This is a genomic window from Schlesneria paludicola DSM 18645 (genome assembly GCF_000255655.1).
Taxonomy (GTDB): domain Bacteria; phylum Planctomycetota; class Planctomycetia; order Planctomycetales; family Planctomycetaceae; genus Schlesneria; species Schlesneria paludicola.
In genome coordinates this window covers 19,658-42,776 of the sequence record NZ_JH636436.1, presented here as the reverse complement: position 1 = coordinate 42,776, position 23,119 = coordinate 19,658, and the positions used below count along the sequence as shown (strand labels likewise).

Annotated in this window: 15 protein-coding genes; 12 read left to right on the top strand and 3 right to left on the bottom strand. The window is 56.9% G+C overall.

What is annotated here, in order from left to right; all coding sequences use genetic code 11:
- The first annotated feature begins 487 nt into the window (after window positions 1-487).
- From OSO_RS0133130 to truA, 4 genes are all read left to right on the top strand, one after another.
- Complete coding sequence (locus OSO_RS0133130; RefSeq protein WP_010587173.1) at window positions 488-1,666, top strand: ribonuclease inhibitor; 1,179 nt, start codon at window positions 488-490, stop codon at window positions 1,664-1,666.
- Between the two features lie 268 nt (window positions 1,667-1,934).
- Entirely contained in the window at window positions 1,935-3,200 is a 1,266-nt protein-coding gene (locus OSO_RS0133125; RefSeq protein WP_010587172.1) for a nickel pincer cofactor-dependent isomerase, group 22, read from the top strand.
- Between the two features lie 36 nt (window positions 3,201-3,236).
- Window positions 3,237-4,373: a cysteine desulfurase family protein gene (locus tag OSO_RS0133120; RefSeq protein ID WP_010587171.1), complete on the top strand. Its 1,137-nt coding sequence runs from the start codon at window positions 3,237-3,239 to the stop codon at window positions 4,371-4,373.
- A complete protein-coding gene (gene truA, locus OSO_RS0133115) occupies window positions 4,361-5,311 on the top strand; it encodes a tRNA pseudouridine(38-40) synthase TruA (RefSeq protein ID WP_010587170.1) in 951 nt (316 codons plus the stop codon). Before OSO_RS0133120 ends, truA begins: the two co-directional genes overlap by 13 nt.
- A gap of 70 nt (window positions 5,312-5,381) precedes the next feature.
- Here truA and OSO_RS0133110 read toward each other — a convergent pair whose 3' ends face one another.
- Window positions 5,382-7,631, bottom strand: a complete 2,250-nt coding sequence (locus OSO_RS0133110; protein ID WP_010587169.1) for a putative glycosyltransferase family protein — start codon at window positions 7,629-7,631, stop codon at window positions 5,382-5,384.
- Between the two features lie 599 nt (window positions 7,632-8,230).
- Here OSO_RS0133110 and OSO_RS48935 point away from each other — a divergent pair.
- The 6 genes from OSO_RS48935 to OSO_RS0133065 all read left to right on the top strand — a co-directional run bounded on the left by OSO_RS48935 (window position 8,231) and on the right by OSO_RS0133065 (window position 19,795).
- Window positions 8,231-9,925, top strand: coding sequence for a protein kinase domain-containing protein (locus tag OSO_RS48935; RefSeq protein WP_010587167.1), 1,695 nt, complete (start codon window positions 8,231-8,233; stop codon window positions 9,923-9,925).
- Window positions 9,926-10,134: 209 nt separating this feature from the next.
- A complete protein-coding gene (locus OSO_RS48930; RefSeq protein ID WP_157605812.1) occupies window positions 10,135-11,214 on the top strand; it encodes a GGDEF domain-containing protein in 1,080 nt (359 codons plus the stop codon).
- 253 nt (window positions 11,215-11,467) lie between these two features.
- Window positions 11,468-12,598, top strand: a complete 1,131-nt coding sequence (locus tag OSO_RS0133085; RefSeq protein ID WP_157605810.1) for an HlyD family secretion protein — start codon at window positions 11,468-11,470, stop codon at window positions 12,596-12,598.
- A gap of 222 nt (window positions 12,599-12,820) precedes the next feature.
- Entirely contained in the window at window positions 12,821-13,498 is a 678-nt protein-coding gene (locus tag OSO_RS52760; protein ID WP_010587163.1) for a DUF559 domain-containing protein, read from the top strand.
- 455 nt (window positions 13,499-13,953) lie between these two features.
- A complete protein-coding gene (locus OSO_RS48925; RefSeq protein ID WP_010587162.1) occupies window positions 13,954-19,125 on the top strand; it encodes a PVC-type heme-binding CxxCH protein in 5,172 nt (1,723 codons plus the stop codon).
- Window positions 19,126-19,381: 256 nt separating this feature from the next.
- On the top strand, window positions 19,382-19,795 hold the full coding sequence (locus OSO_RS0133065; protein WP_010587161.1) for a thiol-disulfide oxidoreductase DCC family protein: 414 nt from the start codon (window positions 19,382-19,384) through the stop codon (window positions 19,793-19,795).
- Between the two features lie 78 nt (window positions 19,796-19,873).
- On the opposite strand, the gene cmk is transcribed toward OSO_RS0133065, so the two are convergent.
- Together cmk and OSO_RS48920 are read right to left on the bottom strand one after the other, a co-directional pair.
- Window positions 19,874-20,551 (bottom strand): (d)CMP kinase, encoded by a 678-nt coding sequence (gene cmk / locus OSO_RS0133060; RefSeq protein ID WP_010587160.1) that lies wholly within the window; start codon window positions 20,549-20,551, stop codon window positions 19,874-19,876.
- Between the two features lie 421 nt (window positions 20,552-20,972).
- Window positions 20,973-21,353, bottom strand: a complete 381-nt coding sequence (locus OSO_RS48920) for an STAS domain-containing protein (RefSeq protein ID WP_010587159.1) — start codon at window positions 21,351-21,353, stop codon at window positions 20,973-20,975.
- Window positions 21,354-21,952: 599 nt separating this feature from the next.
- Between OSO_RS48920 and OSO_RS48915 the strand changes: the two genes are divergently transcribed.
- Together OSO_RS48915 and OSO_RS0133030 are read left to right on the top strand one after the other, a co-directional pair.
- Window positions 21,953-22,363, top strand: a complete 411-nt coding sequence (locus tag OSO_RS48915; protein ID WP_010587157.1) for a flagellar biosynthesis anti-sigma factor FlgM — start codon at window positions 21,953-21,955, stop codon at window positions 22,361-22,363.
- Window positions 22,364-22,552: 189 nt separating this feature from the next.
- Complete coding sequence (locus OSO_RS0133030) at window positions 22,553-23,050, top strand: Fur family transcriptional regulator (RefSeq protein ID WP_010587156.1); 498 nt, start codon at window positions 22,553-22,555, stop codon at window positions 23,048-23,050.
- Window positions 23,051-23,119 lie beyond the last annotated feature (69 nt).

The window sequence follows — 23,119 nt, the reverse complement described above, 5'->3', positions numbered from 1 at the left end:
ACCACACACGCATTGTGGCAGCGTCCGAACGAGCAGCGGGGTGCGATCACAAACCGATCCAGTTTGGTGATCATTTCAAGCATGAAATTTCGTCCGGCAACATACTCGAACGACTACCAGTCGGGCAAGCACCCTCGACCACGGCGCCTTTGTTCGACACCTTGGTCTCGCCGAACGCAGACCGCCAGTATTGATAATATCCCAACTCACGCATTCGCCCACGGACATTCTGAATGATTCTTCGGTTCCCACTTCGATTGATGTCGGGGTTCAGACAGACTTGAGCGCGACCGGGAATTCGAATTCTTGAGACGAATATTCTCGTCAGATGCGGTTAAGATTTCGAATTACGCACCAGACAAAGGTTTACTTTCCCGTCAGAAATCGTTTGACTCATGCACGGGCCATCCATTCGTCGCTCTCCATCATTTCAGGTCTCATTCATTTCTCGTCATTTCCGGATAAGAGCTTAGAAAGGGCAGGCAAGATGCGTATCGCGATCATCGGGCTGACATGCGCCGTTGTCTTCGGACTGAGCGGCTGTGGCAAGATTCCCACATGGGGTGAACTAACCGGGGGCAGTAAACCGGCAGAACCCGAAGCGAATCCCACTCCTGCACCTCCCGTCGTACAGCAGGTCGTGCAACCGCCTCCACCGAGTGCTCAGGAGATCGTCGCGAAATTCAAGACCCTGAAGCCCTCTGAAATCAACGACTCGGCGATCACGCAACTGACCAGCCTCTCGGAAGGCCTTAATGAAATCACGGAAATTAATGCGGATTTCAGCACTGTCACCAGTGCCGCGTTTGCTTCAATTTCGAAGCTCTCGAAGCTGCGTCAACTGCGGCTGAGTTCCACGCGCGTCACGAACGAAGCGTGTGAGAAAATCGCCGAACTCCCCGCGCTCGAAGTCCTGATTCTCAGTGACACCGTCGTCGACGATGTCGGCGTGGCGGCACTCTCACGTTTGTCGAACCTGAAATCGCTCGAACTCTCACGATGTCACCTGACCCGGGCCGGATTCCAGGCGATTGGAGCTTTTCCGGCACTGGAGTACCTGGAAATCCGGAGAACGAATCTCGACGATGTTTCGCTGGATCTGGTCTGCAATGCGAAAACCCTGGTCTCGCTCAGGCTCTCGAACAATCCGATTACCGACCAGGGCTTGGACGCGCTCGGAAAGTTGCCCGGGATTGAAGTGCTCGAATTCAATGAGACAGGTATTCATGGCTGGGGATTGGCGCACGCTCAAAAACGGGGTGGCGGTAAGAACCTGAAAGAATTGTCGCTGTTCAAATGCCCTCTCGACGGAATGGGAGCGAAAGCTATTGGCAATTTTAAATCCGTTGAAAAGCTGGTGTTGGGAGAAATCCCTCAGCTTGACGACGAAGGCCTGATGACGATGGTCAGGGGAATGAAGAATCTGAAGTACCTGAATTGCAGTAAGACCCCCAGCCTGTTTGGGACACTGGGATTCAAGGCCCTGCTTGGAAGCAAAGACCTCGAAGAACTCCATATCGGCGAATGCTCGAGAATTGGCGACGATGCGGTGCCGTTCATCAAGAAGATGAAAAACTTGAAGATCCTGCGAGTCCATGGAACATCGATCAGCGCCAGAGGAATGGCCGAACTGGCACTCGCACTGCCCGATACGAAAATCAACTAGACGAGCTTCAAATCGAAATTCACGCGCTGATGAGCTCGCCGCAAGTATGCCCGCAAGCACGCGGGCGATGTGCTCGAGCCTGTGACGACCGAGTGGCGATGCCACTAGCTTTGTCGGCCATCCGCTGCAACAATTCTGATGAATGAAGTGGGTTAGATTTCCAGCAACGGGGTCATCCTGATGCTGTCGCGGGGCGATCCACCACGATCGCCCCGTATGCGTTTTGAACCGTTCACACTCCGATTCCGAAGTCATCGATAGGGCAACTATGTCGCAGTTTCCGCGGATGTTCCGTCTTCGCCAAAAGTTTGACGCGCGACGTGTCTCCGACATTCCCGCCGAAGTCCGAAACCAACTCGTTGCACTGAACCTGTCTGAACGAATTCGACCTGGACAATCGGTCGCCATTACGGCCGGCAGCCGAGGCATTGCACATATCGGGGTGATTACGCGCACGGTCGTCGACCACTTCAAATCGCTGGGGGCGATCCCCTTTATCGTTCCGGCGATGGGAAGTCATGGCGGCGGGACGGCGGCCGGGCAAACGCAACTCCTCGAACATTACGGAATCACACCCGAAAAGATGGGTTGTGAACTGCGCGCCTCGATGGAAACAGTCATCGTCGACAAGACGCCGCAGGGAATCCCCGTTCACTTCGACAAGCATGCCTCGCTTGCCGATCACGTCTTCGTTGTCGGTCGCGTGAAGCCGCACACGGGATTCGTCGGCGAAGTCGAATCCGGCCTTCACAAGATGATGCTGATCGGACTTGGCAAGCATGAAGGGGCCAAGATCTATCACCGCGCGATTGCCGACTACAGCTTTATGGACATTATCACCGCGGTTGCCGCATCGGTCATCGCGAAGTGCCGCGTCGCGGGCGGTCTGGCCATCGTCGAAAACGCCTACGATGAAACGGCTCTGATCGAAGCCGTGGCGCCGACGCGTTTCCTCGAACGTGAAAAAGAGTTGCTCAAGCTGGCCAGCCAGTGGCTGCCTCGATTGCCTTTCCCCTACGTCGATCTCTTGATTATCGACCAGATCGGAAAGAACATTAGCGGGACGGGACTCGATACGAACGTCGTCGGCCGCAAATTTAACGATCACGCGGGAACCGATCGCGACGCGGTGCGTTGCAAGCGAATCTTTGTTCGTGGGATGACGGAGGAAACCCACGGCAACGCGACCGGTATCGGCCTGAGCGAATTCACCAACCAGCGAACCGCCGACGCGATCGATCGCAAGATCACCAACATCAACTGTATCACCGGCCTGCACCCGACGGCCGCCATGATCCCCATCGCCTACGACACAGACCGCGAAGTCGTCACGAATGCCCTGCAAACGTGCGGACTGGTCGAGCCGCAGAATGCGCGAGTCGTTCAGATTTCTGACACTTTGCATCTGGGCGAAGTTGTCATCAGTGAAGCGTACTTGCCACAACTGGTTGGTCGCGATGACCTGGAACAGATCTCTGCTCCTGCAGAAATGAGTTTCGATTCCGATGGCAATCTGCGACCTGTTTCGCATTGATGATTCCGGGCTTCCTGACATTGATTGAGTGCTGTCGTGTCTGAAATTTATCTCGATAACAACGCCACGACACAGCCCCTGCCGGAAGTCGTTGAAACCGTCGCGTCTCATCTGCGTGAGACGTACGGCAATCCCAGCAGTCGGCACGGCCTGGGTCGCAAAGCGCGTCGAGTGCTCGAGGACAGCCGCGAACAAATCGCGAGTCTGTTGGGGGCGGCTCCTCAAGAACTGGTCTTCACCAGCGGGGGAACCGAAGCCAACAATCTTGCGGTCTATGGACTCACATCCGGCCCTGCCGGGACGATCGCGACGTCGCCGGGCGAACACCCATCGAACCTGGAGGCCTGCCGCGTACGCGAACGCCAGGGTTGGAAGCGGATCTCATTGCCCGTCGATTATTCCGGCCTGTTCGACACGTCCAGTTCCGATTGGAACGGTCTAAGTTCGAACAACGTCCGGCTGGCGGCGGTCATCCTGGCTCACAACGAAACGGGCGTGATTCAAGCGATTGAACCGCTGGTCCGCGAAGCCAACCTCAGTCACTTTGCCGTCCATCTCGACGGCGTTCAGGCTGTCGGAAAACTACCGATCCACTTTCGCGAACTGGGGGCTCACACGCTCAGTTTCGGAGCGCACAAGTTTCATGGTCCGCGTGGAATCGGCGGGCTGCTGATTCGCGACGGTGTGAAACTGTCCGCGGACTTTCCAGTGGGCGGCTTGCAAGAAACAGGGCGCCGGGCCGGGACAGAATCGGTCGCGCTTGTCGCGGGAATGGCCAAAGCACTGGAGCTTTGGCATCAATCGCAGGCCGAACGAACGGCACGGGTGACGAGCCTGCGCGATCGCCTGCAAACGCAGCTCGAACAACGGGCGGCACCGACCGTCGTGAATGGAAAAGACGCCCCGCGACTTCCCAATACCTTGAATATCTCGTTCCCCGGTGTCGACGGTGAAGCATTGCTGGTAGCACTCGATCTGGACGGCGTTTGCTGCTCGCTGGGAAGCGCGTGCGCCAGCGGCTCGATCGAACCGACGCCGATTCTCGTCGCGATGGGCTTGCCACCCGAAGTCTTCAAGTCGGCCCTGCGCATCACGCTCAGTTGCCTGACAGCCGAGGCGGAAGTGGACGAAGCGGCACGTCGAATTGCGGAGATCGTCCAGTGTCTGCGGTAGATCCTGACGGCCCCGCAGAACGGATGTCGGCGGACATTCATGGGGTCCCTGCGCCCCCCAGCGAGACTCAACAGTCCGACACACGCGCCTCGATCGAACTCCCCCGCCACACCTGGCGAATGACCGTCGCCTACGACGGCACGAACTATTGCGGCTGGCAGATTCAGCCCAACGGGGTTTCGCTGCAATCCGTCGTTGAAGAGGCACTCACGCAGTTCACCCGCGAACCGATCAAAGCGGTGGCATCGGGCCGCACTGACGCCGGTGTCCATGCGCTCGGGCAGGTCGTCAGCTTCTCGACCACATCGACTGCGCCAAGTCACGCCTTTCTGCATGGCCTCGCCCAATATCTTCCCGATGAGATTGTTGTGCGGGACGTACAGCCCGCGCCCGAAGGTTTCAATGCCCGATATGATGCCCAGCGGAAATGGTATCGATACGTCATCCACAACAGTGTGATTCGACGACCGTTCCTCAGAAATGCCGTGTTGTGGCAGCGTTCACGTTTGGACCATGATGCGATGCATGCCGCCGTCCAGTATCTCGTTGGAACTCACGACTTTCGTTGCTTTGAGTCGAACTGGCCGAATCGATCCTCAAGTGTGCGGACAATCATGCACGCCAGCGTCAGTCGCGCCGCTGGCTGGGACGTCTGGGAGGATCTTGCTCCAACTGTTCCCGGAGAGCCACGCCAGGCCAGCGGTCCAGTTGCCAGTGCGACGCCTGCAGATGTCGAACCGTCTTTCGTTTGCTTCGACGTTCAGGCCGACGGTTTTCTTTACAACATGGTTCGCGCCATCGTCGGCACGTTGATTCATGTGGGACGCGGACGATGGACGCCCGAGGACATGCGACGAATTCTCGAGACGGGTGATCGAACGCATGCCGGTGAAACCGCGCCCCCACAGGGGCTGTACTTGATGCGAGTCGACTACTGAATCACGGGGCGATTGGGTTCGCGAATGCAGCCAAATCGGGACGACAGAAGCGTCCGGCAACGATGCACCTTCACGCACTCTTCAGCCATCGATTGACCAAACCCGGATGCCAGAACCTTACGTGAGCAATCGCTGCCAGGATCAGCAACGTTGCCAGACTGATCACCGCGCCGAGATAGACGCTCCATGGTCGGTACGACCACTGAATTTCCGACGAACCGCCAGGCAGCAGTTCCACGGATCGGAACAGTCCCTGGTTCATGACCGCTAACTCGGCGGTTCCTTGGCGCGCCGTCCATCCTGGATACGCCAGTTCTGTCAGCACCATTCGCGTCGACTCATTGAGCTCCGCACCCAACGTCAGTCGACGTTCATTGATGCGTGCCTGCTGCCAGTCCGGTGCATCGACACGCGGAGTTCCCGTGATCGTCGACGCGCGGGTTGGAAGCGAGCCATTGGGCCCCCCATTCGGATCGGGACGGAATCGGTACAGGAAGATCGGTTCGTCGCGCGCCCAGACGCGGTTCAAGAACGGATCGACACCGCGCCACATCAACTCAACATTCCACGACGATTCTTCGAGTGGTTCGAAGTTCAGCACATGCGTGACGCCCGAGCGTCTGAGCCACTCATTCAACTCTGGCGAACCCGGTGTGGGTCGGTTCTTGCCCAAAGGCTTCGGAACGGGAGGGATCGCGTTCTGGGGGTCAACGTACTCCGCAGGAGCAATCCCCAGATACCAGGGAACGCATGACACCCCCAAGAGATTCCCGACGTTGGGGCCGGGTGCAAGCATCCGCGGCATTGATGGTTCCGCGAGCAATCGTTGCCGAACTTCGCTCGATTCACGGAAGGAAATCCGCGGAGGCGACACCATCACCGTGTACTTCACCATTCGACTGACCAGCCACAAATCACCGCACGTCGAAGCGAAAAGGAAACTCACCACGGCGATCCGCATCCAACCGTTCGAGAATCGCCGAGACCATTGTCCGAGCAACTGCCCGGCGAGCAGGGCGATCGCCAAGGTCGTCATGATACCATACCGCCCGGGACCTCGAAAAAAGCTGAAACCTGGCAGAAGGCGACCGATCGGAAACAACACCCCCGTGGCATAGACCAGTCCAAACAGTCCGGCAACGATCCAATATCCCGCGGTCCGCTGGAGCAGCGATTCCGCTCCATTCACACGGGTGCCCGGCCGTTTTGTCTTGAGCCACTCGACGATCGCAATCAGCGCCATGACCACGGGAATCAGCCCGCAATAACAATGGGCTTCGACCTTATTGGTTCCGGCAGTCAGGGCGGCAAATCGACTTCCCTGTACGGCTTCATCAAGCGTGCAAAGGCTTTGCGGATTCATGGGACTTTGTCGCGGTCCGAACCAGTGCCAGGGCGCCACAAACTCGGCCAGATCACGAACGACATTCTCTTCATCGACTTCCAACAGGTTGTACCACTGCCAGGGAGCGATCAGTTGTGAGGCATATACGGGCGGCATGTGTCCGTATGCCGGGTCATAGTCGGTACTCGTTGCGACACGCGAACTCCGCTGCTTCAGTTCCCAGGAGGGCAACAATTGCACTGCGGCCAAACCGCCGCCCGCGACGACCGCCAACATCAATGCCGCCACGAGAAACGTCCGGCGACGCGCAGAGTCATCCGTCGCTGGCAGATCGGCCACCGCGTCGGACCTTATCCAGACTCGATACGGAATGTACGTCGCGATGAACAGTAGCGTGATGAAGGCCAGGTGGAAATGCCCTGCCAGCAATTGCAGTCCCAACGCGACGCTCAAGCCGATCGCAAACCGCCACAGTCGAGTTTGCAGAAACGCCTCAACGCACCATAGCGCGACTGGCATCCACGCCCCTGTCAGAATCGCCCATTCCAAACAACCCCGCGCGGGAAACCAGCCAAAAGTGAATACGATCGCAGCCAGATAAGCCCCGACATTCGTCAGCTGCAGACGTTTCGCCAGAAGCCACGTCCCTACGAAGCAGATTAGGTAATGCAGCAGATGCTCGATGTTGTACGCGGTATTCAGATCGAAGCAGGAGTAGAACAGCAAGTGCAGCGGGAACGCGGCACCGGTCTGGCTCTCGCCCAGAACCGGGTAACCAAACCCTGTCAGATGATTCCACAGCGGAAACACGCCCGCCTTCAGGCAGTCGGCGTAGAACGCTTTCTGCGGAAAGAAATAGGGATAGAGGTCTCCACCGATCAAACCCGCGCCGGCGAACAAGGGCCACCAGAAAAGGTATGTCAGGACGATCGCGACGACGGCAACGAGCAGGAAGTGGCGAGTGCGGTTCAACATGAGTCTCAGTTTAGCCGCAAGTCGAACCGACGCGACCCTTTCTCGAAAATTCGATCACTCCGCTGATCAGCCGCTTCCAATAACGGCCCTTACTGCACCCACGAACTTGCCGCCCACGAACTTTCCACGCACGGTGCAGACACCTCACCCCCCGTGTTCGCTTGGATCGAGCAATACCATGTGAGACCAAATTGCGGTGAAGTCGACACACCGTTTCATTCAACCTGCCCGAGCGCACAGTATGTCGCATTATTCCCATTCAGGCATGGCAATTCGATTGCCGTGCCCAGTCAGCAGTGACGCATTTTGCATGGATATTCTGAACCTTCCGGACAGCATCGTCGGAACCAACGATATTGACGGTTACGCGAGCGTCCCTTTTTCGGATTTCACCGATCGTGAAGATTTTCGAGGTCAGTGAACGAATCCACCTTCGATTACCAAGACGATAGCGGTGCCGTCGGACCACGACTGGCCTGATCGAATTCTGCGGGAAATGCCAATTATTCAGCTTGTTCGGTGATTCATCAAACGTGAGGTTCGGGTCACGCTCCCCAGTCTGACCGAACATCACAAGCGGCCAACTCCCCGGAGAAACTATGACTGGTCCCCGAGTCAAGATGCGCGATACGTTGTCCCCCACATACTGCCCCGCCGACAGTCATACGTCTGGCGAATCGCTGGAGTCGCTCTGGGAGGGTGCCGAGGGACTCTTAAAAGAACTGCTCGTCACGTCCATCATTCGCCGACACGACTGGGTGGACCTCGATCTCGCCGCCAAAAACCGTTTGACCAATGAACTCGACGACGATTTTCTGCTGGAAGAGTTGGTCTCACTGAATCTTTTGACACGCTATCAGGTGGAACGAATTCAGTCGGGACAGGGATTCGGCTTGATCCTGGGCCATTATCGCGTGCTGGGCCGCCTTGGCCGCGGCTCGATGGGCCATGTGTACAAGGCGGAACATGTGCGACTGCCGCGGTTGGCGGCCATCAAGGTTCAGATCGTGTCTCGTGACGTCGAACCGCAATTGCTGCGGCGGTTCGAAAACGAAGCCTGGTCGGTCGCGCAATTGCAGCACCGCAATATCGTGGCCGCAATCGATGCGGGAGAAGTGATCAGCGCCTCGCCTGACGGAGACCGGTTGCTGTATTTCGTCATGGAATATGTGCCCGGAATGAATCTGGAAGAGGCCGTCACAACCGGGGGGCCGCTGTCGAAGCAGGTCGCCTGCAACCTGATTTTCCAGGCCGCCAGTGCCCTGCAAGAAACTAGCAAACATGGGCTGATCCACCGCGATATCAAGCCATCCAACATCATCATGACTCCGGACGGAACCGCCAAACTGTTGGACTTCGGCCTGTCGCGCCGCTACGAAAGCCGGTTGACGCGTCCCGGCTCCTGGCTGGGAACCGTCGACTACCTGGCGCCGGAACAAGCACGTGACGCCAGTTCAGTGGATATCCGGGCGGACATCTACAGCCTGGGCGCCACACTGTACTGGTGCCTGACCGGTCAAACGCCGTTTGTATCCAATGGCCGGATCGTCGAAGACTTCTTGCGCCGCTCCAATCAAGAACCTCCGTCGATACTTGAAGTCTGCCCAGACCTGCCCGGCGAACTGTCGGCCGTCGTCATGAAAATGATGGCCGTGCAACCCGGTGATCGATATCAAAGTCCGGCGGCGGTCATGACCGCGTTGATGCCATTTATCGAATCACGACGCGTCGATTCGCGGCTGGTTCCCGTCAACAAAACGATGCTGGAAGCGTTGCCTGCGGAGTCCTCTCCGACCGATCCACGTCGGAAACGACGCGTTCTGATCGTTGACGACGAACCCACCGTACGAAAATGTGTGAAGTTGTCGCTCCTTTCCGAAGGAATCGATTGTGACGAAGCCGCAAATGGAGACACCGCACTCAACCTTCTCAGTGAGCACGTGTACGACCTGGTCCTGACCGATATCGAAATGCCTGTCCTGTCGGGAATGGAACTGTTGCGTGTCATTCGGAATCGTCCGGGACTGGGGAACCTGAAGGTGCTGGTCTTTTCGGGCCGCTCAAGCCCCAATGAAATGGCCCGAATGATGTCTGCGGGTGCCGACGACTACCTCGTCAAGCCACTCAGCATCGTCCAATTGCGCAGCCGGGTGAATGCCGCATTGCGTCTTAAAGAAAGCCAGGATGCGGCGCTGGCACTCAATCAACGCTTGTTCGAAGCCAATCAGGAAATGGTGCAGAACTTGTCGTCTCTTGGCGATTCTCTCGCTCAAAGCACATCAAATCACCAGTAGGTGAACAGAATTCGCTCGCTGGACAAAATCCATGAGCTAGAGTGATGCATGGGCTGTCGTTTCATCTAATTCCAAGGTCGCGTTCATCGCAGTTGGAATTGGTACGCCGCCCTCCGATCACGCTCGTCGATTGATGCGAAACGACTGCCTCCCCAGGCATCCCGATTTCGTTTACCAGCAATGCCACGAATTTGAGTGCGGAGAAGATCTTGATTTCCCTTCCTGCGACGATCGCCTGCTGCCTGATGAGCGCCGTCATCGGAAGCGCACTAACGATCGCGTTTCGATGCGCCTTCACGCGTCCTGTGAAACTTGGGGCTGCGGGCGAAACCCTGTCGGAACACGAACAGAACGAACAAAACCAAAGTGAACGACGGATCGAACACCTGGCCAATTCTTTGTACGAACTGACGTCGCATGTCGACCTGCAGGTGGGTCAGCACTGTCTTCGCGTCAATGAAATCACCGACAAATTGGAAACCCCCGGTGAAATCGGTTCTGCCCTGGTTCTGGTTGCGGGCAAGATGCTGGTCAACGCCAATCAGCGACTGCAAACCGACCTGGAAGACGCCAAGAAAGAGATTCAACGTCAGCGCGAAATGATGACATCGTGCATGCAGGAATCTCGCATGGACGCGCTGACCGCCATCCCGAATCGTCGCGCTTTCGACTATGAAATCATTCGAGTCTTCGCCGATCGCCGTCGCAACGGGACGACGTTCTGTTTGCTGATTCTGGACATCGACCATTTCAAACGCATCAACGACCAATACGGACATATGGTCGGCGATCAGTTGTTGAAAAGCTTTTCGCGCTGCCTGACCAGCACCTTCCGCGAAACGGATTTCATCGCACGCTTCGGTGGCGAAGAATTCATTGCAATCCTGCCGAAAACACCACTGGAAGACGCCTGCCGAGCAGCCGATCGAATTCGCCAGGTGATCGCCAGCGGGCGTCATCGCGTCGGGGACTTGGAACTGCAAGTCACGGCTTCGATCGGAGTTAAAGAAGTCGAAGATCACGAAACCGATGCCGAATTGCTGCAGCGTACGGACAAATCACTGTACGCCGCGAAAAACGGTGGCCGTAACTGGGTGTACTACTATCAGAACGGTTCATGCTTCCGATTCGAACCCGTGGTCACGCCACCGCCCTCCGACGGAGAGGTCGCGACCGACGGCGAACTGCAATCAGCCGATGTCGAATCCGGTTCCTGGGAACCTCAAACGACCAGTGCCGCATCAAATCCCGTCGAGAAGTCCGCAGAAGTCTCATACGCCGAGATCTGAGGGTCCGGCGGAGAGGCCATAGGTACGATTTCTTAAGTCTTGGCGACGGCCCCGTCTAACTGGCATATCCGGCCAGTCAAACTTGAGCGGCTATTGCGCCTTGCCGGACAAGACTTTTCCGCTTGGCGCACTTCTACGGGTGACGTGAAAGTTCTCAACCGCCCGCCGTCAGTCTGCGCAATCAAAGCCCGCGATTCATGCCGATTCCAATCAGAGGAACTAGCACGCAATCACGCCTCTCGGAACGATGCGCATGATGTCCGACGATACTACCCCCGTACCAGCCACCATGCAGCCGACGCCGTGGCGCCGGGTCGGATTGTTCGTTTGTCTGGCCGCCTCGGCCGGAACCGGTTTGGGCCTTCTGCTGGAATACACCGGACAGAAGACATTCCCCGGTTCGATCGAAGCCCGCCGGACCGTTGTGACCGCCAGCCGCGCGGCACGCATCCAGGAGGTGTCGGTCAAGACCGGACAATCGGTCGCGGTCGGTGACCCGCTGATCCAGTTGATCGACACCCAACTCGAAGACCGGTTAAATCGCAAGCGACGCGATCTGGCGGAACTCGAAGCAGAAGTCGCACGCTCGAAAGCGATCGCCGAAGTCGAGCTGAGCTGGCGTCGCCGCGAACTGCAAAGCGAGATTTTCGAAACCCAATTGAAAGTCGCTGCCCTCTCGCAAGAGAAGCTGAACAAGCAAGTCGAACAGATCGCGTGGAAAGAACGCCTGAGCGCCGGCGATTCCGGCATTGGTCCCCTGCTGGCCGAAACCGATCATCCTTTCCGCCCAATCTCGGCCAGCCTGACTCAGCCTGATGATCGTCGGCTGCAGGCGATGCTACGAGAAGACGCCGCGGCCGCCGCTGTCGAAGCGATCGGCACTCAGGTCGCACTGTGCGAACAACGACTGAAGAAGCTGGAAGAGCTCGATCAGGATTTGAACGGCAAGATTCGCGCATCGTCAGGCGTCGATGTGGCCGAAACCCGCTTCAATAGTGCAAAAGAAGAACTGACGGCGCTCGAAGCGCAAGTCAAAGAACTCACCATCACCAGCCCCAGCTACGGCACGATCGGTGAGATCAAATTGCAGGAAGGTGATCGCGTCAACGCGAGCAGCACGCTGGTCGAAATCCTCGACGATCAACAGCCCCACGTCGTGGCTCAGATCCCGTCACACGCCACCGCCCAGGCTCGCCAGGGCAGCAAGGTGACGTTGATCTTCCCGACAAATGATCGACGTAGCGGGGTCATCACAGGCATTCCACCGCAAACCGTTCCGGTGGCCGGGACGACCGAGACAGTCCTGCAGACCAAGATCGAACCCGCCGGCAAACTCTGGCCCAAAATGGCCGTCGGTTCGAACGTCAAAGTTTTGTTGCAGTAGTTCCGCAACTCTTGGCGCATTGGTTCGGACTGAACGCAAAAGACCGTCATCAGCGGCAATGCAATATGCATTACGTGCGATCCGCAGTTCGGTGTTTCCTCAGTCGCCGTCTCGATGCGGCCGAGGAAACTCGTGCAATCGAGTTCTTTGACGTTACCAACGATGCTGCAAAACAGTGGTCGAAATCGTCACGTGCGCTAGCACGATTTCTCGAACAAATCCATGGCCATTAAACACATCGTTGGCACCTGCCCGAATGGAAAGTCGGTCAACCTCGTCATCTTCGAAAATGACATCTGGATATCACAATTCGAACTGGCTGTATTGTTTGAATCGTCAATCAAAACGATCAATGAGCACACGTCGGCTATCGCCGTAACGCCTGAACTTAAGCGCCAATTCGATATCGAGAAAACGGAGGGCAGCCGTCGGATTCGCAGGAGGGTAGTTCACTTTGGGCTCGATGTTTCGCACCAAATCGCGATACGCAGCAGACGATGGTCAGAGCACACCTGGCTTATCGAAACAGCAAATTTTCTTGGTGTAACGAAATCGCATTTTCTCGTCCATCCCGTCAAGGAACGCCATTTCGAGGAATTGCTCTTCGGAGTGTTCGACGGACTGTGCCAGATTCAGAGGCAATATCCCGTAGGTCAATATCGAATCGATTTCTACATTCCCTCTCTACGGCTCGCGATTGAATACGACGAGAAGCACCATTTGAACTCCCCAAATCAGAATCGAGATCGACAACGAGAATTTGAGATCGCCGCCATTCTGGATGGAATAGAATTCATCCGTGTGCAAGAAGGGAGTGAGATCCAAGGAATCAATCTCGTAGTTCGAAGGTTAATTACTGGAATTTCCCTGGCGGCGTCTTCAAGCCCGCCTGCGGAGTAGGATTTTTGCGGTCGTTAGGTCCATTTGACGCTCGACCAATTCTACTGGAAGTCAGAGTAGATAACTGCACTACTCTGACTTTGTAATGCGACAACCTCGCCTGCCGCTTCAAGCTCCAACCTGATGCGAGCGGTACCTTATTTTCGAACTCTCCAAAGCCTGACTGGTGTACGCTGACAGTGGCTTTGCTGGCAATTCCTTTCGGGGGTGATCACACTTCTGGATGTGCCCTGCCCTGAGGATTCTCCTGAAAGGGCTGAGCGGTACCTCGCGGTCGGTCTGGCAGTCGACGGAATGGGAGTCGCAGCGGCTTTGAGTGATTCAAGTCATCACGTTTCCGACACTCAGCGGAGACGCCCGACCGACTTCGATCAGCCGTATGCCTCAGGTTCGGTCGACGGACACTCGGAGCCGGTCGCGGTTTTGTGAGAGATCATTCGTTGTCGGAGATCGCTATGCGTTGGTGTGTCTTTGTGGTGGTGCTCTGCGGGTCTGTGGGCGCGATTCTCGGCGACATATCGCAACTGATCGCAGCGGAAGCGAGTCCGCTGACGCTGAACCTGCGGACGCGGACGGAAGTGGCACCCGGAGCCAATCGCTGGCAGGCAATCACGACCGAGACGACATGGCAGGCAGACCAGACCGCCATCGTGGTTTGCGACATGTGGGACAAGCACTGGTGTCCCAATGCAACCGCCCGCGTCGCGGAAATGGCCCCGCGGATGAACGAGGTCTTAAAGGCGGCTCGGTCGAAGGGTGTCCTCATCATTCATTGCCCCAGCGACACGATGGAGTTCTACAAAGACACTCCGCAGCGCAAACTCGCTCAAGCGGCACCGACGGTCGAGACTAAACGCCCCTTGGAAAAGTGGTGTCGGATCGATGCGAACAAAGAACCGGTCCTGCCAATTGATGACTCCGATGGCGGGTGTGATTGTGAAACCACTCTGAAGAAAAACACGCGGGCCTGGTCGCGGCAGATCGAGACTCTGAAAATTCACGAGCAAGACGCGATCACCGATTCGGACGAAGCCTATCGGTTGATGAAAAGTCGTGGGATTCGGAATGTGATCGTGATGGGCGTACACACCAATATGTGCGTGCTCGGCCGGCCCTTTGCGATTCGGCAATTGAGCTATCAGGGGATGAACGTCGCCCTGATGCGCGACATGACCGACACGATGTACAACCCGGCGATGAATCCTTTCGTCAGCCACTTCACCGGCAACGATCTGGTCGTCGAGCATATTGAAAAATACTGGTGCCCTTCGATGACCAGCAGCGATTTCCTGGGCGGCACCCCGTTCAAATTCGATGATGACAAACGGCCGCACGTCGTCATCATCGCGGCAGAAGATGAATACAAGACGGAAGTGACGCTACCCGAATTCGCCCGGGCGTTTCTGGGCCCATCTTTCAAGACCAGCTTCGTGTTTGACTCGGCAAACAAGGACCACGTGAAGCGCGATCTGCCAGGGATCGAGGTCGTCCGCGAAGCGGATGTGCTGCTGATTAGTGCCCGCCGACGAGTCTTGCCGCCATCGCAATTGAACCTGATCCGGAAGCATGTGGCCGATGGAAAGCCGGTGGTGGGAATCCGCACGGCAAGCCATGCGTTTTCTTTCCGGAACGCAGAGCCGCCCGAAGGGTTTGATGCATGGCCAGAGATCGATCGTGACGTGCTCGGTGGGAACTATCAGGGCCACACCGCGGGTGAGACAAAAGGAATCGTCTGGACGCTGCCGGGTGTCGGCCATCCGATCCTGACGGGGATCTCGGGCGAATTCACCACTGGTGGAACGCTGTATAAGACGTTTCCTCTCGACCCTGCCGCAACGGAACTAATGCGAGGTCGCATCGAAGGCCGCGTTCAACAGGAACCGTTTGCCTGGACCTTCCAACGGAAGGACGGCGGCCGCACATTCTATTCTTCGATGGGACACCCCGACGACTTCAAACAGCCCGTGTTCCAGCGTCTATTGCTGAACGGATTGCATTGGGCGGCGGGACTGGAAGTTCCTCCGGCAGATCGCCCCTTGGTCGCGGTCCCGCCAGGGGTCACCTCAAACGCAGAGCCTGCCCCAGCCGTTTCAAAATCCTGGACAACGGCGACCGTTCCAGGAACCACAAAACCGACCGATAAGCCGAGCAAAGAACCGACCACAGGATGGTACTACTGCGAAGTGGAGGTGCCCGAGGCGTGGAAGGGGCGCGGCGCGTTCTTGTATGTCGAGAAACTGCTCGGCGCAAGTGAGAGCTTCGTCAATGGGACCAAAGTCGGTGTCAGCGGTTCACTGCCGCCCAAGTACGTCGGTGGTGGCGAGAATCAGCATCGCTATGTGATCCCGGACACGATCCTGAAACCGGGTCAACGGAATTCCATCGCAATCCGCGAGGTGGTCCCCGAGGGGGCGAGTGGGTTTGCCGGCGGGCCACCGCAACTGATCGCAGGTGGCGACGCGATCGCACTCGAAGGGGCATGGGCGTTTCGTTCGGGCGATGATCTCACGTGGGCCGAACCCGCGGCGCAACGTCTGACCGACCTCAAACTGTCGCCCTTCTCCAAAGTGGGGAAAGCGCCGGAGGTCAGCAAATTCGCGACGGTAATTCGCCGGGAAGCCCAGCAGACCGCCCTGTCACCGCGGGAATCCATGGACCACATCAAGTGCCCAGAAGACCTGCAGATCGATCTCGTGCTGGCCGAGCCGATTGTCTCACAACCGCTATTCATGAATTTCGACGAACGCGGGCGACTGTGGGTCATGCAATACTTGCAGTACCCCGAACCGGCGGGACTGACCATGTTGAGTAAAGACCAGTGGTGGCGAGCCGTCTACGACAAAGTGCCCGAACCACCACCGCACGGCGTCAAAGGAATCGACAAGATTTCGATCCATGAAGACACCGACGGCGATGGTGTCTTCGACAAGCACACGACGTTCCTGGATGACCTGAACATCGCGACGGCATTCGTCCAGGGGCGCGGGGGAGTTTGGGTTTTGAATCCACCCTACCTGCTGTTCTATCCTGACCGAGATGGAAACGATGTGCCCGATAGCGACCCGGAAGTCCATCTTTCCGGATTCGGAATCGAAGACTCTCATTCTGTCGTCAACAGTTTGCGCTGGGGCCCCGATGGCTGGCTGTACGGCGCTCAAGGGAGCACCGTGTCGGGTGCGGTCACGATCGGTCCACCGCGAAAGCGGGACGACAAGACCGGTGCCCCGGCCGTGCATTCACAAGGACAGAATGTGTGGCGTTACCAGCCGACCACCAAGCGTTACGAGATCTTTTCGGAAGGCGGCGGAAATGCGTTTGGCCTGGAACTCGATTCCGCCGGTCGTGCCTTCTCGGGACATAACGGCGGCAATACGCGCGGGTTTCACTACCAGCAGGGCGCCTACCTGCAAAAAGGCTTTTCGAAGCATGGGCCGCTGTCGAACCCGTACTCGTTCGGGTACTTCCCCGCGATGGAACATCACAACGTGCCACGCTTCACACATGAATTTGTGATTTATGAAGGAAATGTGGACGGTCCCTTCGCACTACCCGCGAAGTATCGAGGCAAGCTGTTCGGTGCCGCCGCGATTCTGAATCATGTGGTGATTAGCGATGTCGAGGCGGTTGGTTCGACGTTCAAGACGAAAGACATCGGATATGCCATGGATTCGTCCGATAGCTGGTTCCGTCCGGTGGACGTGAAGGATGGCCCCGACGGAGCGTTGTACGTTGCCGACTGGTACGACGGGCAACTCGCACATACGGCGAACTATCAGGGTGGTCTCGACCGTGAACATGGACGAGTTTATCGCATCCGCCGCAAGCCTGCCGCGACCGAGAAAATCTCGAAACCCAAGTCGGTCGCAAAGACGCTGGATCAGATGACAACCTCTGAACTGCTCACCGTGCTGGAGAGTCCCGATCGCTGGCATCGAGAAGCCGCACGGCGCCTGATTGCCGATCGCAAAGATGCGGCCGTCGTGCCCGACCTTCGGTCGAAGCTGTTTCGAACATCGGGCCAACTGTCGCTCGAGTTGCTGTGGGCACTCAATCTGTCGGATGGCCTGAACGACGCAACCGCCCTGAAAGCGCTCGAACACCAGGAAGCTCAAGTCAGGCTCTGGACAATTCGTTTGCTGGCGGACGAACGACAGTTGCCGTCCGATATCGCCGCACGCGTGGCAGCAATCGCCGTGACCGAGCCGAATATCGAAGTCCGCAATCAGATGGCCGCATCGGCGAAGCGCCTGCCATCGGAACAAGCGTTACCGATTCTTCGCAATCTGATGCGGCATGACGAAGATACCAGCGAGGCGCGACAACCGCTGATGATCTGGTGGGCGCTGGAAGCGAATGTCGATCCGCCTGTGACGAAGCCAATTGCGGGAACGACGACGGTGGTCAGCACAGCACCGGGAGAGGCTTCACCGGCGCTGCATCTCTTCGAAGACCGGACCATTTGGACCTGGCCGCTAGTGCAGAAGGAAATCTTGCCGCGACTGATGCGTCGGTTCGCATCGACCGGGCAGCGTGCCGATCTGGCAATCTGCGCCCGACTGCTGAAGCAGTCGCCTAATGCTGACACAACGAAAGCGCTGATGCAGGGATTTGAAGAAGCATACCAGGGACGCTCATTGAGCAATGTGCCGGCCGACCTGGTGAGTGCGTTAAGCGCGGCGGGCGGCGGTTCGTTGTCGCTGAAGATTCGTCAGGGTGACGGACCAGCAATTGATGAAGCACTGATGGTCATCGCGGATGAGAAAGCCGCGGCGGGAAAGCGAGCCGAATATGCGGGGATTTTTGGTGAGGTGAAGCAGCCGCGTTCCGTTCCAATTCTGCTCGAAACCTTTTCCAGGACAGCAGACGACGGACTGAAGGCGGCGATCCTGACGTCGCTACAGGCCTATCCTGATCCGAACATCGCCGCGGCGGTCCTGAATCAATACGCGAACATGAACGAGGATGTCCGTACCGTCGCCCAGTCACTGCTGGTCAGCCGCAAGAGCTGGGCAATCGCGCTGGTCGAAGCGGTCGATCGCGGAGAAATTGCCGCAACGGCACTCCCTCTGGATACGGTCCGCCGGTTGACAATCCATCGCGACGACCACTTGGCGGGCCTGATCCAGAAGCATTGGAATCAGATTGAGGGAGCGACAACCGCCGAGATGCAGACGCAGATTGACCACTATTCAAGTGTGCTGGTCGGAGCAGGCGATCCGTATCCCGGTAAAAAACTGTACCTGCAAATGTGCGGCAAGTGCCATACGTTGCACGCATCGGGCGGCAAGATTGGCCCCGATCTGACGACGTACAAACGGGATGATTTGCGGCAGATGCTGATTCACATCGTCAACCCGAGTGCCGAGATTCGGGAAGGGTTTGAAACACAGATTGCGGTCTTGAAGGATGGCCGCGTCGTGACCGGTTTCCTGGTAGAGAACGATCCGCAGACGGTGACGCTACGCAGCCCCGACGGGCAAACCATTTCGCTGGAGCGTGCCGAGCTTGAGGAATTGATCAAGTCGCGAAAGTCACTGATGCCCGAGAATCAGTTGAAAGATTTGAGCGACGAGCAGGTGAGGAATCTGTTCGCGTATTTAAGGATCTCACAGCCGTTGAATGACTGATGGCGGACATTTGTTCGCGCACCCGTTTACATTTCCTCGTTTCCTCGTGTTTTCTGTAAAGTTTCCTCGTTACCAAGCTCCCGCTTGGTAACGCCTCTTGCGATCTGGTTTCCCATCGCGAGGAACGTGGCAGGGCTCCTCGTAGACACTTCCGAGTCGAGGCAGCGTTGCCAAGCGGGAGCTTGGCAACGAGGGCAAAATCAATTCTTCGTCGCGCCGAAGGTGGTTGACTACAATTCGAGAAAAGGAACTCTCGATGACCAATGCCCTGACGGTGCCCTGTGAAATTGAAGTCTTTTTTGATGGTGGTTGTCCGCTCTGTCTTCGGGAAGTCAATCTGCTACGCCGAATGGACCGGAAGGGCAAAATTCAGTTCACCGACATCGACAATCCCGATTTCCGCCCGGAAGAACTCGGCAAGACGTACGACGACCTGATGGCAGAAATTCAGGGCCGGTTATCGGATGGAACCTGGGTGACGGGTGTGGAAGTTTTTCGTCGGTTGTACACGGCCGTGGGATTTGGTCCGCTCGTCGCGATTACTCGACTCCCGATCCTTTCGCAAACGATGAACCTTGGTTATCGAATTTTTGCTAGAAATCGACTGCGGTTGACGGGTCGGTGTCGCGCAAACACCTGCGACGTGCGGTCATCCAAAAGGAAGGTTTAGGAGAACGTTGAGACAACGGAGATTGGTATTGCCCAGAAAAGATCTGCTCAGAATCGAATAGCACAACGTCGCCATGCTTCAGCGTCGCTGAAATGAGGCATCGAGTTCCGCTTTGGCGCGTTGCACCAGACGTTCAAGATGGGCGGCAACTTGGTCGAGCGACATTTCGGTGGTGTCAACTTGCAGCGCATCGTCCGCGGGCTTCAAGGGTGAGCACGCACGGGATTCGTCACGGCGGTCGCGGAGTTCCTGCTGCTGGAGCAATTCATCCAGCGAAATCGCATCTCCCTTGGCGTTCAGTTCGCGCTGGCGACGCAAGGCCCGCTCGGCGGGAGAAGCCGTCAGAAAAAACTTGCATTCCGCATCAGGAAAGACGGTCGTGCCTTGGTCGCGACCTTCAGTGACAAGGTTGCCCCCCTGCCCGACCTGACGCTGCAGCTCGACCAGTCGTTTGCGGACGATGGGATTGGCGGCAACGATTGACGCGGACTGCGTCACTTCTTGTCCACGAATCGCCTCGGTGACATCCAGTCCGTTCAGCAATAGGTGATTGTTGGAAAAGAGAATCTCAAGCGTTCCGGCCAGGTCACCAACAGCCGTCGTATTCGCCAGCTCGACCTGCCGTTGCAGGCAGGCGTAGGCTACCGCCCTATACATGGCGCCGGTATTCAGAAACTCAAAGCCCAGCCGCTCGGCGAGGATTCGTGCGACGGTGCTTTTGCCGGTTCCCGCTGGTCCATCGATCGTCACGATCATTCGAAATCAACCCGCATTTGATATCAATTCGTCACCCGCCATCACATTTTCAAGCGGAAGTGGCTTAAGTGGACGGTCAATGGCGTCATCTCATCCGACACGTGACGCTCACGCCGCCGGGCTGTGCTCAATCGGTCGGGTCATGCAGTGGCTGAGTGCATCCATCACGTTTCCGCCGGGCAACCACGGGCCACTTCACAACATATCTTGCGAGAGGAATCTGCGGAAGCATGTTGCAGTCCCGATTTCGTGTCGCCAGGGTCGACGATCCGATTACGTCGAGTTTGCCAATCTGGCGTGCGCCGTGTCACCAAACAGAGCAACGCCGATCAGAATGCCACGATCAGCGTCTGGCAAACGAAATTCGCCACCCCAATCGATGCCCCATCTGAATAGACGCGGCATTCAGTCTGGTACGCGTTCAACCTGTGACAGCGACCTGATTCAGAGCATCCACGGCCGCATCGCGCGATTCATAGACGGGCCAAAGCGAATCGAGGTGTGTCACGCTCAGCACTTCCCGGCAGTATGTTTGGACGCCGGCCAGAACCAATTTGGGCGAGGGTTTGGTGCCGAGCTTCTTCCAGACACGGAACAGGACCTCAATAAATGATGATCCAAAGAATTCCGTGACACTCATGTCGAGCACCATCAGCGGCGGCGCGGCTCGTTCGGCAATCTCGACGAGACGTTCGCCAACTCCGGCGACATTCAATTCGTCTAATTGCTTCAATTCGTCGCCAAAAATCACGAACGTGATATTTCCGTCACGAAATTCGAGCAGGGATTGGCTGGTTGTCATGACATCCTCCTAGTTGGCTCCCCGACGAAAACCTCGGCGGCCGACGGAAACGGGGGCCGCGAATCGTATCATACGCAGCGAGAGAAGCTGCAGGGACGTTCACCTTTTCGCAGAATCTTCGGCAGTCGCGAATTTACATGGCACGATGACGCTCAGCACTGGCGGAAATGAAATCGGGATCGCGTCCAGTGCTGCATGAGTCTTCTCCGATGCACCCGAATCCATCCGGCTGTCGCTGCAATTCAAGCCGTGACGTCAGTTGAATCGACGAGCGGGCGTCATTCCGTTTTGCATCATTCCACCACACAACAATACTGGACACTTGTTTATTTCGACAACCATGAACTGGATTTGGCGAGGAATTCTCAGGTGGATTGAATTGTTGAGGGCCGGAACGCCGATACCTGTGGTGTCGGACGAATTCGGGCCGACAACGATGATCCATCTGACGGATCCCTGCTGAAAAATCGCCATGCTTTCGATGTCAACCGCGTGAGGTTCGATGTTGAGCACCGGGAAAGACGACGTTCCCCCAACTGCCCGCTCGTCCGGACAATTTGTCCGAACCTGTTGATTAGGGGAAAGTTATGAGTCGTCAAATGCAGTCCCGGTTGAACAATCTGGCATGTGTGAGCTATGATCCCTCTGGCGTGAATCCTGCGTTTTCCAAATCGTGGAAGCGGATTGATCGCCCAAGCAATGAGGGGCAGAGTAACATGGACGTCTCTGGAATTGGATCGGCATCGGGAGCGACCCCCGCTCGCCCTGTGGCTCCGACGACCGCGCAGCCTGTTTCGGAACCTATTGTCTCGGTTCCCAAAGATGAACTTGAGATTTCGTCGGCAGGTAAGATGATGGATCGGCTGAGTGAAACTCCAGAAGTACGTGCCGAGCGACTGGCTCAGATTAAAGAGGCCATCGACAGTGGCGCCTACGATACCGACGAGAAGCTCGAAGCGGCCTTGTCACGGATGTTCGATTCGCTGGGCATCGATTTCGACGACGAATGACCGATTCGTAGCGGACATTCGCACACGGCTGGTCGATTTCGATTCTGTCTTCAATTTGAACTTTTGGACATCCACAGATTTACTGTGTAGGATATGTGGTCACGCGTGTCGCGTGCGCCACAACGTCGCAAGGGGCGGTCTTCAATCGCCCGTTTGTTCCAATTGATCAAAAGCTGAGGAGAGTGTTTCGTGTCGGATCTGGCCACGATGAACGTGACCGTCGCACCCGTCGACAAATTTCGTGAGTTCTTACTGACGAAGAAAATGCGGCTGACTCCTGAGCGAGAGGCCGTTGTCACGGCAATCTACGCATCACATGAACATTTTGATGCGGATCAATGGATCGACAGCCTGGCAGGGCACAAGGGAACGATGCTTGCCAGTCGCAGCACCGTGTATCGGACGCTGAACCTGCTGCAAGAAGCAGGACTGATCCGAAAAGTGGCTCGTGCCAACGACCGGGAAGTCTACGAGCACGACTATGGCTATCCACAGCACGACCATCTGATCTGCAAGAAATGCGGCGAGATGATCGAATTCCCGAACGAGATGATTTCGGGATTCCTGGAGACCATTGCCGCCGAGCATGGGTTTCGCATGTCGGGTCACCGGCTGGAAGTCGAAGGAATCTGCGCGGACTGTTCGCGACCACCCGTCCGTTCGCATCGTAAGCTCGATATGATCTGAGATTCCGTCGTCATTGCCCTTCCCCGACACGATCGCCGCCTCGATTTTCCCGCGATCGCCATCGAAAGA